Below are 14007 nucleotides of genomic sequence, written 5' to 3' on the forward strand. Positions count from 1 at the left end.
TTATACCACCCACACCGTGGACCGGTGGGGCGACACCCCGGCAAGCCCCCCGGGCCCCGAGTGCACCAACCCCAGTTTTAATAATGCCCGGGGGGGGGGGGGGCCGGGGGCCCCCCCCGCTTCCGATTGAGGTGATCGGTTGATTATCACATGCGCGGATTCGCATGCCGGGCTGCTCGAACGCTATCTCGAGCAAGAATACGTCTTTAACACCTTCCTGCTGGCCGACCTGCGGCTCTATGGGGCCAGCGCCCCCTTCCAGGACACCTGGGCGGATGTGGAAAACGGCGTCTGCCGGGCGGTATACATGCGGTTCTACCAGAACCTGATGGTCTATGGGGAGGCCGTGGACGGGGCCTTTGTGCGGTCCCTTTTGAAACGCTTTCCAATTTCTGTTATAATGGGAAAACAAGAGCTCGTCGAACGGCTTAGCGGGGACGCGGGCGATGGATATATCCTCCGGTGCAAACGGCTCTGCATGCTGGAGGGGGAGGACGCGCTCCAGCCGGCCGCCGGCCGGGCGCGCAGGGCGGAACCCGCCGACGCGGGGCGCGTTCACCGGTTTTTGCAGAGCCTGCCGGAGTTCACCTCCCTCTATGCGTCGGGCGAGATGATCGCCGACCGCATCCGCAATAACGACGGCATCCACCTGATGCTCGAGCGGGACGGGGAGATCGTTTCGCACGGTAACAGCACCGCCGGCGCGGGGCGGACGGTCATGCTCGGCGGGGTGGGCACGGCGCCCGCCTTCCGCGGACGCGGGTACGCCTCCGAGATCGTCTCCGCGCTCTCCCGCGCCGTGCTGGCCGAGGGAAAGAAGCCCTGCGTCTTCTGCGGGCGCGGGCCGGAGGAGAACCTCTTCGACCGTCTCGGCTTCCGGACGGTGGGGGGCTGGGCGACTTTGGAGGCGGTGGAAAGGACGGGACTCGATGAATAAGAAGATCACAAGCCTCAACGACAACAAAATCCCTTCCTACGTTTCGATCTACAACCAGATCTACTCCGACATCGTCGACGGCGTCTACAAAAACGGCTCCCAGCTGCCGAGCGAGCCGGTGCTCGCCGAAAAGTACGGGGTCAGCCGCAACACGCTGCGGCAGGCGCTGACCATCCTCAATGAGGACCACCTCATCGCGAAGCAGCAGGGCAAGGGGACCTTCATCACCTACGACCCCGGGCGTGGCGCGCCCGCCAGTCGGATCGTGAACCCGGTCATCGAATGCGCGCGCCGGGAGATCACCGAGATCAAGATCTCCTATAACTACGGCCCGCCCACCGAGATCGCCCAGCACCGGCTGGGCATCCGCGTCAGCGAGATCGTCATGGCGAGCAACAACGTCTACTATTCGGGCGGCCGCCCGATCGGGCATTCGTTCGTGCAGATCCCCGTGCGGTATGTCAACGAGCTCGACGTCGACCTCAACAACGAGGACGAGGCCTACGCGCTGGTCAACCGGAGGATTTTCGAGCTGGCGAGTTCCGCCGAGCTCTCCTTCAAGGTCGTCCCCGCGGAGGACAACGTCACCGCCTTTTTGCAGGTGGAGAACGAGACGCCGATCATCTACATCGAGGAGATCCTCTACGGTTCCCAGAAGGAGGGGATCGCCCGCTGCAAGTTCTACTTCCTGCCCGAGGATTACGATATCAACTTCCGCTTATAACGCTTTACCTTCCCACATAGGAAATTGCCGAAGACAGCCCCCGCTCCGGGACCCGGAGCGGGGGCTGTCTTTTTCTGCGGCGGCGGGAGGAAATAACTGGAGATGCGCCGGAAAGGGTCCTTTTCCCGCGCGCGCATGGTATCATGGACGGTGTGAAAATCTGTCGAAGGGACCAAAAACGGCCGGGCGGATGAGGGAATGTGCCTGAAAAACGTCGACATAACGGGGGGTAAACTGGAAAAACCCCACAAGACTGACGGAAATCACGCCGCTGTGTCGAACCTTCGCAAAATCTATTTACGCGCCCGGGGCGCGGGGTTATGATCATTTCAACGGGAGGGCGCCAACATGTTTGTCAAAACAAAAGAGGAACTGCTGGAATACATCAAGGGACTGACCGACGGCTTCCGGGGAGAGGAGCCGGAGCGGTTCACCGCGTCGGCCATCAGCGCCCGGCTGAACGTCAGCAGGAACCTTACAAGCCAGTATCTCAACGAGCTTGTCAAGGACGGGCTGCTCGTCAAAGCGAACCTGCGCCCGGTCTACTTTTTCCACAAGGGGATGCTCGAGGCGCAGTACGACGCGACGGTCGCCCAGCCCGCCTTCGACAGCCTGCGGGAGCTGGCGGCGCACCTGAACCGTGAAAAAAACCGGCTGCGCAATTTTCAAAAGGCGATTGGCAGCACGCGCAGCATCAGCGACTGCATCGAGCAGCTCAAGGCGGCGGTGAAATATCCGCCCCACGGCCTGCCGGTGCTGCTGGCGGGACAGCCCGGGACCGGCAAAAAGCTGCTCGCGCGGCTGATGTACGAGTACGCGGCGGACGAGGGGGTGCTGCCGCCCGGGCGGCTGGTCGCCGCCGGCTGCGCCGAATACCGCAGCGACGGGGAGGCGCTCGCCCAGATTTTCGGCGACGTGCGCCGGGGGGACGCCCCCGGCTGCCTTGCCGCCGCGGACGGCGGGATGCTGCTGCTCGACGAGGCGGGAGCCCTCGGAAGCGAGTGCCAGGAGAGGCTCTTACAGTTCATGCAGACCGGGCGCTATTCCCGCTGCGGGGAGGACGCCGTGCGTACGGCGGACGTCCGCCTCGTCTTCACCGTTTCCGCCGAGCCGGGGCGCGCACTCGACCGGGCGCTGCAGCGCCTGATCCCCGTTTCGGTGAGCGTCCCGCCGCTTGAGGAGCGCACCCCCGAGGAGAAAAAGGAACTGCTGCTCTATTTCTTCAAGCGGGAGGCCCGCAAAAACGGGCGCAAGATCTTTATCGGCACGAGCGTTTTCCACCGGATGATGGACTATGTCTACGCGGGGAACGTCGCGCAGCTCAAAAACTGCGTGCGCAGTTGCTGCGCCAACGCCTTCCTCTACAGCGACGCGGACGCGGAAAGCCTCTACGTCTACCAGTACCACCTGCCGGAGGAGATTCTGGCGGCCTCCCGCGCGGACCCTGCCGCCGAGAACGAGCAGGAGAGCCTCATCAGCATCAACGAGTACGAGAAGCTGGACGCGGTGGACATCTTCGTGCGCTTTTACGATTCGATCCTCGGGTGCTTTGCCCGGCAGGCGGGGGAGGAGGCGTCGCTCGGCGGCGTGTTCGAGCGTTGCTACGCCTATATCAACAGCTTTATGGACTACCTCTACTTCGATAAAAAGCACACCAACAGCCGGTTCAACGCGATCAAGCAGGTGGTGGACGGGGTGCTGGAGGCCGTGTCGGAGAAGTACCACGCCGTGCTCCCCGTCCACTGCGGGTTCCTCATATCGCGCGGGCTCCACGCCCAGATGCAGCGCAACCTCACCCTCCAGCGGTGGCTGGAGCGGCGGGACGCCGAGTTGGAAGGCGCGCTGGGGACGCTGCGGAGGACCTCGCCCGGGGAGATGACCATCGCGCTCGAGGCGTCCGAGCTCATCGGGCAGAACATGGACCTGCGCATCTCCAAGATGGACCTGCTGCTGCTGGCGCTCAACATCAAGTACAGCAACAAGGGGGTGCAGGTGAGCGCCATCCGCGGCGTGATCGCCTGCCGCGGCTACGCCACGGCCAGCAGCATGGCCGAGACGGTCAACAAGCTGATCGGGCGGCACACCTTCGACGCGATCGACCTGCCGGTGAACGCCGGCGAGGCGGACCTCGCGGTGCGGCTGGGGAAGTACATCCGCAGGCGGCCGACGTGCCGGGCGTTCATCCTGCTCTTCGACACCGGGTCGATGGAGGCGGTCGGCGAGGGGGTGGGCGGGATCGCGAACATCCGGCTCGGGCTGGCGGACAACGTCTCCACCGCGCTGGCGCTTGCGGTCGGCAGGGGCATCTGGAGCGGGCAGGAGATCGGCACGATCCTCAAGAGCGCCTGCGGGGACGCGGCGCCCGGCTGCCGGGTGCTCGCCAGCCGGCGCAAGCAGGAGGCGGTCGTCTTTATGAGCGACGCCGACACCGGCGTGGCCGAACGGATGATCGACCTTTTCAGCGGCAGCCTGCCGCGCCCGATCGAAACGGCGGTGATCGCCTATGACTACTACCGGCTGATCCAGAGCCGCGAGGAGGACGAGTTGTTCGGGCGGTACGACGTGAAGCTGCTGATCGGCGCGATGGACCCCGGCTTCGAGGGCATCCCCTTTTTGGCGATCGGCGACATGATCACGGCGGAGGGGCTCGGCAGGATCGACGCGGCGCTGTCGGGCGGGCTCGACGCGGCCGAGCTCGACGCCTTCAACAAGAACCTGCTCAAGGATTTTTCGCTGCTCAACGTGGTCAAGCACCTCACCATCCTCAACCCCGAAAAGCTGATGGGGTACGTGCAGGAGGCGGTGACCCGGCTGCGCGGCATCACCGGCAAGCGGTTCAGCAACCGGGTGACCATCGCGCTCTACATCCACATCAGCTGCCTGATCGAGCGGCTGATCACCCGGACCCCCATCGAACAGTATCCCGAGACGGAGGGGTTCCTGCGGGAGAAAGAGCGGTTCGTGGCGCAGGTCAAGGAGGCGTTCCACTTCCTGACGAGCCACTACGCGGTGGAAATCCCCGTCAGCGAGATCGCTTACATCTACCAGCTCGTCGCGCTGGATTACGAGGACTGACAAAAGAAAGGAAGAACGGGTATGGTTGGAATACTGGTGGTGTCCCACGGGGGGCTGGCGGAGGCGATGGTCAGAGCCAGCGAGCTGATCGCCGGGAAGAGCGAGCGGGTCGAGGCGGTTTCGCTCGAGCCGGGCGTGGATATGGACGCCTTCAACGAGCGGTTTTGCAGCCGGGTGCGCGCGCTTGACGACGGCAGCGGCGTGCTCGTACTGGCCGACATGTACGCGGGGACCCCCTGCAACGTGGCGGCCCGCAACATCCGCGGCCTCGGGTACGAGTGCGTGAGCGGGGCGAACCTCGCGATGCTCATCGAGGCGATCTCGATGCGGGAGGGCCGCACCGCGGCCGAAATCCGGGACGCCGCGCTCGAATCGGCGCGGGAGTCGATCCGGAACCTGCGTGAAATTTACCAGTAGGGGAGGAAGGCAGATGAAAAATATCGTATTGGTACGGATCGACGACCGGCTCATCCACGGGCAGATCATGACCCAGTGGTCGCGGCTTTACAGCCCGACCGAGATCATGGTGGTCGACGACGAGACCTGCCGGGATTCGTTTATGACCGAGGTGCTGCTGATGGCGGTGCCAAAGGAGTTCAAAGCCGTGGTGGCCGATGTGGACAGGGCGGCGGAATACCTGCTGCAGGAGGCGGGGGAGGAACGCATCCTCATGCTGGTGAAGGTGCCCGAAACGGTGGAGGCGCTCGTGGACCGCGGCGTCGAGATCCGCGCGCTCAACGTGGGCGGCATGTGCAAGCGCGCGGGCCGGTCGACCCTCTACCGCAACATCTCCTCCTCCCCGGCGGAGAACGAGACCCTCCTGCGCCTGCAGAAGCGCGGCGTGCGCGTCTATGTGCAGGTGGTGCCGGAGGACAAGGAAATGGAAATCGACAAAGTGTTATAGAGGAGGAAGGACAATGACTGTTCTGCAAGCGATTCTGATCGGGGTCGTCTACTACCTGGGGAGCGCGCCGTGGGCCATCGGCTACCTCACCGTCTGCAAACCGCTCGTCGCCGGCACGCTGGTCGGCTGTATCCTCGGCGCGCCTGCGGAGGGCGCGATCATGGGCGCGACCATCCAGCTGATCTACCTGGGCTGGATGTCGGTCGGCGGCTCCCAGCCCTCCGACCCGGCGCTCGCCGGGACGCTGGCCACGGCGCTGGCCATCGCCTCCAATCTCGACACGGGCGTCGCGCTCACCCTGTCGGTCCCGCTCGGCATGCTGGGCACCTTCGTGTGGGTCGGACGCAACACCTTCAACGTCGTCATCTCCCACATGGCGGACAAGCCCACCCGCGAGGCGAACACCCGCGGCATCTGGCGGGTGAACGTGCTCTATCCGCAGCCGGTCCTGCTGCTCATGACCGTGCTGCCCGTCGCGCTCGCCGCCTACTTCGGGCCCGAGTTCGTCCAGAGCGCGCTCGATTTCCTCGGCACCCGCGTGCTCGGCATCCTCACCCTCATCGGCGGCGTGCTCCCGGCGGTCGGCATCGCGCTCAACCTCAAGGTGATCATGAAAAAGAGCGTGGCGCCCTATTTCTTCATGGGCTTTTTCCTCGTGTCCTACCTGGGTATGACGATGATGGGCGTGGCGGCCTTCGCGATCGCGGCGGCGGCGCTCTATCTCTTCAACGACATGCAGAAAGCGGAGGTGGCTTAAATGGCAAAGGAGAAAACCGGCGTCGTCCAGTCGATCGTCACTAAAAAGGACCTGCTTTACGCCTGGTTTAAGTGGTTCATTTTTTCCCACTGCTGCATCAACTACGAGCGGTTTGAGAGCCTCGGCTTCACCAACGCGATCAGCCACATCCTCGCCAAACTCTACCCCTCCAAGGAGGACCTGAGCGAGGCGCTCGAGCGGCATCAGGAGTTCTTCAACACCGAGCCCTACATCGGCATCGTCATCATGGGCATCAGCGTGGCGATGGAGGAACAGCGCGCCAAGGACGGCAGCGTCTCGGGCGAGGCGATCACCGCGGTCAAGACCGGCCTCATGGGCCCGCTGGCGGGCATCGGCGACACCCTCAACCAGGCGATCATCTACCCCATCCTGCTCGCCTTCTCCGTCGCGCTCGTGCTGGAAAACAACCTCGGCGTCGCGGGCGTCGTCATCTACTGCGTACTCGTCGTCGCGGCCATGGCCGCCCAGAGCATCTATTTCGTCAACTACGGCTACCGCCTCGGCAAGGACGCGGTCTCCAAAATCCTGAAGGGCGGGCTCATGGACCGCATCGTCCACGCGGCGGGCATCGTCGGATGCGGCGTGCTCGGCGCGCTGACCGCCACCTATGTGAGCCTGTCCACCACCCTCACCTACGGCAGCGGCGAGCAGGCCATCAGCCTGCAGGCCGATTTCCTCGACCAGCTCATGCCCAAGATGCTCCCGCTCGCGGTGACGCTCGTCTGCTTCTGGCTGGTCAAGAAGGGCAAGGGCGCGATCAAGATCATGGGAATCCTTGCGGTGGGCGTCGTGGCGCTCAGCCTGCTGCACATTATATAATGAAAAGGAGAAGCTGACGAATGAATATCGAACCATATCTGACCGTCGCCCCCCGCGTGCGGGAGGCGGTCCAAAACGGCGAGCCGGTCGTCGCGCTTGAAAGCTCGATCATCTCGCACGGCATGCCCTACCCGACCAACGTCGAGACCGCCCTCATGGCGGAGGAGACGGTGCGGGAGTACGGCGCGGTGCCCGCGACCATCGGCGTTTACAAGGGGAAGATCGTCGTGGGGCTCGACCGGGAACAGGTCGGCGCGCTCGCCAACAACCCGGCGGACCCCGCCTCCAGGGCGATGAAGGCGTCGGTCAAGGGCATCCCCTACGCCATCGTGAACGGGCTCAACGCGGGCTTCACGATCGCGGCGATCTTGCGGTGCGCGTCGATCGCGGGCATCCGGTTCATGGCGACCGGAGGCATCGGCGGGGTCAGCAAGGGCGGGGAGCTGTCGATGGACGTCTCCGCCGACCTCGAGGAGTTCGGCCGCACGAGCGTCGGGGTCATCAGCGCGGGCTGCAAGTCGATCCTCGACATCGGCCGCACCAAGGAGTACCTCGAAACCAAGGACGTGCCCGTCATCGGCATGGGCACCGATTCCTTCCCCGCCTTCTTCACCCCGCACAGCCGGTATCGTATCGACTACCGGATCGACGACTACCATATGGTGGCCCGGTTCCTCAAGGCGAAGTGGGAGCTGGGCTTCGAGGGCGCGGCAATCCTCTCCAATCCGATCCCCGAACGGTTCGCGATCGCGGAGGAGGTCATCGACGCGGCAATCGCCCGGGCGGTCGAGATGGCGAAGGAGGAGGGGATCGCGGGCGAAAAGAACACGCCGTTCCTGCTCTCCAAAGTCAATGAGCTGACCGGGGGCGCGAGCCTCGCGGCCAACGTGGAAATCATCCGCAACAACGCGCGCGTCGCGGCGGTCATCGCGCGGGAATACCACGCGCTGTGAGCGGAAGGGGTTTGTGAGGGGCTTTATGCAGCAGTTTGACTATACGATCAGCGACCCGATGGGCCTGCACGCCCGGCCGGCCGGACAGCTCGTCAGGCAGGCGGCGGCCTTCAAAAGCCGGGTGACCATCCGCCGGGGGGACCGGGAGGCCGACTGCACCCGCCTGCTGCGGGTGATGGCCCTCTGCGCGGCGGCGGGGGAGACGGTGACCTTCACGGTGGACGGCGAGGACGAGCAGGCCGCGTGCGAGGCGATGCGCGCCTTCTGCGCCGAAAGCCTGTGAGCGGAAGGGAGAACAACATGAAGATTCTGGAAGGAACGGGAACCTCCGGAGGAATCGCTGTCGGGAGGGCGCGGCTGCTGGCCGCGCCCTCCGCGGTGGAGGAGAAAATCCCCGGAAAAGGCGCGCGGGAGGAGGCGCGCCGATGCGGCGAGGCCGCCGACGCCGTCCGGCGGGAGCTGCGCGGCCTGCGGGAGCGGGCGGTCGAAGCCGCCGGTGAGGCGGAGGCGCAGATCTTTGAAATCCATGCGCTGCTGCTCGACGACCCGGATTTCACCGGGGAAATCCAGCGGCAGCTCGACGGGGGCGCGGCGGCGGAGACGGCGGTGCGCCGTGCGGGGGAGGCCCTCGCGGCGGAGTTCGAGGCGCTCGGGGACCCCAACATCCGCGAACGCGCGGCGGATATCCGCGACGTGTCCCGCCGGCTGCTTTCGGCGCTCGGCGGCGGAGGGGGGCTTTCCGGGGAGGGGGAGCCGGACGGCCCCGTCGTGCTGGTCGCGGACGAGCTGACCCCGAGCGACACCCTCTCGCTCGACCGCTCGCAGGTGGCGGGGTTCGTCACCCGGCGCGGGTCTGCGGCCTCCCATGTGTCCATCCTCGCCCGCGCGATGGGGATCCCCGCCGTCGTGGGGATTGCGGAGGCCCCGGAGCTCGAGGGGAGGCTGCTGACCGTTGACGGAGACGCGGGCAGGGTGATGGTCGACCCGGACGAGGCCGCGCTCTCGGAGGCGCGAAGCCGCCGGAGGGCGGCGGCGCGCCGCCTCGGACGGCTGCGGGCCGGCGGGTTCCCGCCCGCCGAAACGCGCGGCGGAATCCGGGTGGAGCTGGCCGGGAACATCGGCGCGCCCGGGGAGGCGCGGGCGGTTCTGGAAAACGGCGGGGAGGCGGTGGGCCTTTTCCGCAGCGAGTTTCTCTACCTCGGGCGGGAGACGCCGCCCGACGAGGAGACGCAGTATCTCGCCTACCGGGAGGCCCTCGAACGGATGGAGGGCAGGCGGGTGATTGTGCGCACCGTCGACATCGGCTCGGACAAGCGCGCCCCCTGTCTCGACACGGGGCGGGAGGAAAACCCGGCGCTCGGCTGGCGGGCGATCCGCATCTGTCTGGACCGGCGGGAGCTCTTCCGGACCCAGCTGCGCGCGCTGCTGCGCGCCTCCGTCCACGGAAGGCTCGCGGTCATGTTCCCGATGATCGCCTCCCTCCAGGAACTGCGCTGCGCCCGGAAACTGCTCGGGGAGGCGCGCGCGGAGCTTGAGGCGGAGGGGACGGAGACCGCTTCCGTGGAGGTCGGGGTCATGATCGAGACGCCCGCGGCGGCAGTCCTCAGCGACCTGCTCGCGCGTGAGGCGGACTTTTTCAGCATCGGCACCAACGACCTCACCCAGTATACGCTGGCCGCCGACCGGATGAACGAGCGGATCGCCGGGTACTACCGCCCGGCGGATCCGGCCGTCCTGCGGCTCATGAAGCTGACGGCGGAGAACGCCCGGAAAAACGGCGTCTGGACGGGGGTGTGCGGCGAGTCGGCCGCCGACCCGGCGCTCATCCCGCTCTATCTCGCGATGGGAATCACCGAGCTTTCGATGTCGCCCGCCGCGCTGCCGGAGGCGCGCGAACGGGTCCGGTCGCTCGATATGGAGGAGGCGCGGGCCGCGCTTGCCCGCGCGCTCGGGGAGGTGGAGTGATGCTCGGACGAAAACGGGCCGAGGCGCTCGTGCGCATGGCGATGGAGGAGGCGGCCGCCGCGCTCGCGCGGGGGGACGACCCCTACGGCGGCGTCATCGCCGACCGGGAGGGCCGCGTCCTCGTGCGGGACGGCAACCGCGAAAATACCGAACGAAACCCCTGCGCGCACGCCGAGATGGTGCTCATCCGTGAGGCCTGCGCGAAGCTGGGGAGGAACGACCTGTCGGACTGCCTGCTCGTCTGCAACTACCGGCCCTGCCCGATGTGCGCGGCCGCGATGGTGCAGGCGGGCATCCGGGAAATCTACATCGGCTCCGCCGCGCCGGATTTCCCGGCGCTCCTCATGAAAACGGCGGGAAGCTACGCGGAGATGGGGATCACGGTGACGGGAGGCATCCTTGACGAGGCGTGCGCCGCGCAGGTGCACGCCGGGCGCGAGCAGCGCGCAAAGGAACGGGAGGCCGGGACGATAAAAGAGAGCGGGTCCGGTGCCCCCTGCCGCGCGGGGAGCCTGGAAGCTCCCGCGGATGGGAGGTAGGGGGGTGTTCGGCGGACTCGAATGTGTCGCGACCGACCTGGACGGGACGCTGCTCGGCCCCGACGGATTGCCGGGGGAGGCGGACCGCGCCGCCGTCCGCGCGCTGTCCGCCGCAGGGATCCGGGTCATCGCCGTCACGGGGCGGCATCCCCACATCGCGGAGTGGCCGGTCCGTCTCGCGGGATGCCATCCCGCCGCCATCTGCATGAACGGCGCGGCGGTCTATGATTTTGCGGCCGGGGCCTACCGTGCGGTCGAATACATGCCCGGGGAGGAAGCCTACCGGGCCTGCCGCCTGCTCGACCGGCTCGGCGCGCCCTACGCGGCCTATGCCGCCGACGCGATTTTGCTGGCCGGCGCGTGGGAGGCGGGAAATTTTTACGAAGCGCATTTTTCGCGGTGCGGGCCCCGTTTCCGCCATAAGCCGGTTTACTGCCGGGACAGCGCGGACTTCGGCGGGCGGGAGATCGCAGACCTGCTGCTCCCGGGGGTTCCATCCGAAGCGGCGGAGGCGCTGCGGGCGCTCGCCGGTCGGATGGAGGGGGTGCGGCTGGTCTCGTCGAGCGGAAGCTGCGTCGACCTCTGCGGCGCGGGCGTTTCCAAGGGCGCGGCCCTGCGGGAATACTGCCGCCGGGAGGGGTTTTCCCTCGCGGGGACCCTCGCGCTGGGGGACGAGGAAAACGACCTTTCCATGCTGGAAATCTGCGGGCAGCCCTTCGTGCCGGAGGGCTCGGCGATCTCGGGCAGGCTGCCGGACGCGCGCGTGACCGCGCGCTGCGGGCGGGACCCGCTCGCGTACGCGCTCAGGGCCCTCTTCCCGGCGGGGTAAAAAACACGCCCCCGTCCCGGAGTTTCCGGGGCGGGGGCGCGCGCGTTTTGAAATTATCCGCGGTTCCAGTATTTGCGGTCGAGGGAGCGGTACTGCACCGCCTCGGAGAGGTGGGGCGCGCGGATGCGTTCGCTCCCGCCGAGATCGGCGATCGTGCGCGCCACCTTGAGGATGCGGTCGTAGGCGCGCCCCGAGAGGCCGAGCTTTTCAAACACCAGCCCGAGCATCCGCTCCGCCTCGGGGTCGAGCGGGCAGGCTTCGGCGAGCATCGACGGGTCGAGCCGGGCGTTGCAGGAGACGCCGGTCCCGGCGTAGCGGGCGGTTTGGCGTTCGCGCGCCGCCTGCACGCGGAGGCGGACCGCGGCGGAGGATTCCTCCGCGTCCCGCCGCGCGGACAGCTGGGCGTAGGTGACGGGGGAGACCTCGACGTTCAGGTCGATGCGGTCGAGCAGCGGCCCCGACACCCGCCCCAGATAGGAGGACACGCGGGAGGGTGGGCAGGAGCAGCGCCGGGTGGGGTGGCCGAAATAGCCGCAGGGGCAGGGATTCATCGCGGCCACGAGCATGAAGCGGCTGGGATAGCTCAGCCGCGCGCCCGCCCGCGCGATCGTGAGGACGCCGTCCTCCAGCGGCTGGCGCAGGGCCTCCATCGCCTGCCGCTGGAACTCGGGCAGCTCGTCGAGAAAGAGGACGCCGTTGTGGGCGAGGGATACCTCGCCCGGCCGGGGCACCGGGCCGCCCCCGCAGAGCCCCGCGGGCGAGACGGTGTGGTGCGGCGCCCGGAAGGGCCGCGTCCGGATGAGCGGCAGGTCGGGCGCGAGCATCCCGCAGGCGGAATAGATTTTCGTCGTCTCGATCGACTCCTCCTCAGTCATGTCGGGCAGGATGGAGGGCAGGCGCTTGGCGAGCATGCTCTTGCCGGTGCCGGGCGCGCCGATCATCAGCAGGTTGTGCCCGCCCGCCGCTGCGACCTCGAGCGCCCGTTTGGCGGGGCCCTGCCCCTTCACGTCGGCGAAGTCGGGCAGGGGCGGCTGCGGCCCGCCGCCAAAGCGGGCCGTCCCGGCGGGCGGGAGGGCGCATTCCCCGCGCAGGTGGGAGACGAGCTCCCCGACCGAGCCGACCGGGAAGACCTCGATCCCCCGCGCGGCCGACGCCTCGGCGGCGTTGGCGGCGGGGATGAAGGCGCGGCGCATCCCCGTCCCGGCCGCGCCGAGCAGCATGGGCAGCACCCCGCACACCCGGCGCAGCCCGCCCGAGAGGGAGACCTCGCCGATGAAGGCGGAATCCACAAGCGGGGCGTTTTCGGGCAGGAGCCCCTGCGCGGCGAGCAGCCCGACGAGGATGGGCAGGTCGTAGAGGGAGCCCGCCTTCTTTACGTCGGCGGGCGCCAGGTTGACGACGATGCGTCCGTCAGGGAAGGGATAGCCGCAGTTGGAGAGGACGGAACGCACCCGCTCGCGCGATTCGCGCACCGCCGCGTCGGGCAGGCCGACGATGTCGAAGGCGGGCATCGCCCGGGCGACGTTCACCTCGACGGTGACGGGATAGGGATCGATTCCCAGGATTCCCAGGCTTTGGATCGTGGACAGCATGGCGGCGTTCCTCCCCTCTGATAGGAAAAGGATACCATATCCGGAAAGCAAAATCGACCTGTTTCGGCAAATTTTGTCGAAACAGGTCGAAAACAGGGCGCGTATTTGATCAGCCGAACATGTGCTCGACAAAGATTTTCAGCCCGATGCCCACGAGGATGACCCCGCCGAGCACCTGCGCGCGGCTGCCGAGCAGCAGCCCGAACTGCCTGCCGAGCATGGAGCCGACGATACAGCAGAGGAAGGTCACCACGCCGATGAAGGCCGCAGCCGTGACGATGTTGACCTGCATGACCGCGAACCCGACCCCGACGGCGAGCGCGTCGATGCTCGTGGCCACCGCCTGCACGGCGAGGACCTTGAAGGTGAAGAGATGGTCGGGGGAGCAGCCCTCGGGATGGCGCAGCTCACGGATGCCGTCGAAGACCATCTTCCCCCCGATGAACCCGAGCAGCAGAAGAGCGATCCAGTGGTCGGCGGCGGAGATCGCGTCGCTGAAGGTCCGCCCGGCGAGATAGCCGATGATCGGCATGAGCATCTGGAAGAGGCCGAAGGAAAAGGCGGCGGCCGCCGCCTGCTTCCGGCCGAAGCCCCGGTAGCACATGCCGTTGGAGATGGATACCGCGAAGGCGTCCATCGACAGCCCCAGCGCGATCAGAAAAAGTGTCGGCGTTCCCATAGGAAGAATCCCCCTTGCCATGTTGTTACAGTAACCCGGATGCGTTCGCGCCCCGGGGCCCGCGGCCGCCCCCGGACGGAGCGCGGCTTCCGTGGGGGCGCGCCCGCCCCGGCAAAACGAAAGACCCACGGACATGGCTCTTCGGGCCCGTCCATGAGTCTTGTTCTTTCAGGCAAGCCAGGCCGTGAGGCCATTATGTTGACTTGCCACGCG

The 14007-nt window shown here is 67.0% G+C and carries 14 protein-coding genes; 12 read left to right on the plus strand and 2 right to left on the minus strand.

Translation table 11 applies throughout. The features are described from left to right. Positions 1 to 139: 139 nt before the first annotated feature. The 12 genes from RCI06_RS04835 to RCI06_RS04890 all read left to right on the plus strand — a co-directional run bounded on the left by RCI06_RS04835 (position 140) and on the right by RCI06_RS04890 (position 11523). Complete coding sequence (locus tag RCI06_RS04835; RefSeq protein ID WP_306574700.1) at positions 140 to 937, plus strand: GNAT family N-acetyltransferase; 798 nt, start codon at positions 140 to 142, stop codon at positions 935 to 937. After that, positions 930 to 1661, plus strand: coding sequence for a GntR family transcriptional regulator (locus RCI06_RS04840; protein WP_101551282.1), 732 nt, complete (start codon positions 930 to 932; stop codon positions 1659 to 1661). The genes RCI06_RS04835 and RCI06_RS04840 overlap by 8 nt, the downstream gene beginning before the upstream one ends. A 348-nt stretch (positions 1662 to 2009) precedes the next feature. Then, a complete protein-coding gene (locus RCI06_RS04845; protein ID WP_101551280.1) occupies positions 2010 to 4736 on the plus strand; it encodes a sigma 54-interacting transcriptional regulator in 2727 nt (908 codons plus the stop codon). A gap of 21 nt (positions 4737 to 4757) precedes the next feature. Beyond that, positions 4758 to 5153 (plus strand): PTS sugar transporter subunit IIA, encoded by a 396-nt coding sequence (locus RCI06_RS04850; RefSeq protein WP_101551278.1) that lies wholly within the window; start codon positions 4758 to 4760, stop codon positions 5151 to 5153. 13 nt (positions 5154 to 5166) lie between these two features. Further along, complete coding sequence (locus RCI06_RS04855) at positions 5167 to 5640, plus strand: PTS sugar transporter subunit IIB (RefSeq protein ID WP_101551276.1); 474 nt, start codon at positions 5167 to 5169, stop codon at positions 5638 to 5640. Positions 5641 to 5653: 13 nt separating this feature from the next. Beyond that, positions 5654 to 6397, plus strand: coding sequence for a PTS sugar transporter subunit IIC (locus RCI06_RS04860; protein ID WP_101551274.1), 744 nt, complete (start codon positions 5654 to 5656; stop codon positions 6395 to 6397). Then, positions 6398 to 7237 (plus strand): PTS system mannose/fructose/sorbose family transporter subunit IID, encoded by an 840-nt coding sequence (locus RCI06_RS04865; protein WP_101551272.1) that lies wholly within the window; start codon positions 6398 to 6400, stop codon positions 7235 to 7237. A gap of 20 nt (positions 7238 to 7257) precedes the next feature. Continuing rightward, positions 7258 to 8190: a pseudouridine-5'-phosphate glycosidase gene (locus tag RCI06_RS04870; RefSeq protein ID WP_101551270.1), complete on the plus strand. Its 933-nt coding sequence runs from the start codon at positions 7258 to 7260 to the stop codon at positions 8188 to 8190. Between the two features lie 25 nt (positions 8191 to 8215). Then, a complete protein-coding gene (locus RCI06_RS04875) occupies positions 8216 to 8473 on the plus strand; it encodes an HPr family phosphocarrier protein (RefSeq protein ID WP_306574704.1) in 258 nt (85 codons plus the stop codon). A 17-nt stretch (positions 8474 to 8490) separates the two neighbouring features. Then, positions 8491 to 10155: a phosphoenolpyruvate--protein phosphotransferase gene (ptsP, locus tag RCI06_RS04880; RefSeq protein WP_306574706.1), complete on the plus strand. Its 1665-nt coding sequence runs from the start codon at positions 8491 to 8493 to the stop codon at positions 10153 to 10155. Beyond that, a complete protein-coding gene (locus RCI06_RS04885) occupies positions 10155 to 10694 on the plus strand; it encodes a nucleoside deaminase (protein WP_306574707.1) in 540 nt (179 codons plus the stop codon). Before ptsP ends, RCI06_RS04885 begins: the two co-directional genes overlap by 1 nt. A gap of 4 nt (positions 10695 to 10698) precedes the next feature. Continuing rightward, entirely contained in the window at positions 10699 to 11523 is an 825-nt protein-coding gene (locus RCI06_RS04890; RefSeq protein ID WP_306574708.1) for an HAD family hydrolase, read from the plus strand. Positions 11524 to 11576: 53 nt separating this feature from the next. Here the strand turns inward: RCI06_RS04890 and RCI06_RS04895 are convergent, their stop codons facing one another. Together RCI06_RS04895 and RCI06_RS04900 are read right to left on the minus strand one after the other, a co-directional pair. Then, positions 11577 to 13115 (minus strand): YifB family Mg chelatase-like AAA ATPase, encoded by a 1539-nt coding sequence (locus RCI06_RS04895; RefSeq protein WP_288234062.1) that lies wholly within the window; start codon positions 13113 to 13115, stop codon positions 11577 to 11579. A 109-nt stretch (positions 13116 to 13224) separates the two neighbouring features. Then, positions 13225 to 13794, minus strand: a complete 570-nt coding sequence (locus RCI06_RS04900) for a manganese efflux pump MntP family protein (protein WP_288234061.1) — start codon at positions 13792 to 13794, stop codon at positions 13225 to 13227. Between the last annotated feature and the right edge of the window lie 213 nt (positions 13795 to 14007).

The organism is Anaerotruncus massiliensis (ex Togo et al. 2026) (assembly GCF_030825285.1).
Classification (GTDB): Bacteria; Bacillota; Clostridia; order Oscillospirales; family Ruminococcaceae; genus Anaerotruncus; species Anaerotruncus massiliensis.

Excerpts from the sequence above, each read along its gene's own strand:
- RCI06_RS04855 (WP_101551276.1), top strand. The coding sequence starts at position 5,167 with ATGAAAAATATCGTATTGGTACGGATCGACGACCGGCTCATCCACGGG.
- RCI06_RS04845 (WP_101551280.1), top strand. The coding sequence starts at position 2,010 with ATGTTTGTCAAAACAAAAGAGGAACTGCTGGAATACATCAAGGGACTG.
- RCI06_RS04895 (WP_288234062.1), bottom strand. The coding sequence starts at position 13,115 with ATGCTGTCCACGATCCAAAGCCTGGGAATCCTGGGAATCGATCCCTAT.
- RCI06_RS04865 (WP_101551272.1), top strand. The coding sequence starts at position 6,398 with ATGGCAAAGGAGAAAACCGGCGTCGTCCAGTCGATCGTCACTAAAAAG.
- RCI06_RS04870 (WP_101551270.1), top strand. The coding sequence starts at position 7,258 with ATGAATATCGAACCATATCTGACCGTCGCCCCCCGCGTGCGGGAGGCG.
- RCI06_RS04840 (WP_101551282.1), top strand. The coding sequence starts at position 930 with ATGAATAAGAAGATCACAAGCCTCAACGACAACAAAATCCCTTCCTAC.
- RCI06_RS04875 (WP_306574704.1), top strand. The coding sequence starts at position 8,216 with ATGCAGCAGTTTGACTATACGATCAGCGACCCGATGGGCCTGCACGCC.
- RCI06_RS04850 (WP_101551278.1), top strand. The coding sequence starts at position 4,758 with ATGGTTGGAATACTGGTGGTGTCCCACGGGGGGCTGGCGGAGGCGATG.
- ptsP (WP_306574706.1), top strand. The coding sequence starts at position 8,491 with ATGAAGATTCTGGAAGGAACGGGAACCTCCGGAGGAATCGCTGTCGGG.
- RCI06_RS04885 (WP_306574707.1), top strand. The coding sequence starts at position 10,155 with ATGCTCGGACGAAAACGGGCCGAGGCGCTCGTGCGCATGGCGATGGAG.
- RCI06_RS04860 (WP_101551274.1), top strand. The coding sequence starts at position 5,654 with ATGACTGTTCTGCAAGCGATTCTGATCGGGGTCGTCTACTACCTGGGG.
- RCI06_RS04900 (WP_288234061.1), bottom strand. The coding sequence starts at position 13,794 with ATGGGAACGCCGACACTTTTTCTGATCGCGCTGGGGCTGTCGATGGAC.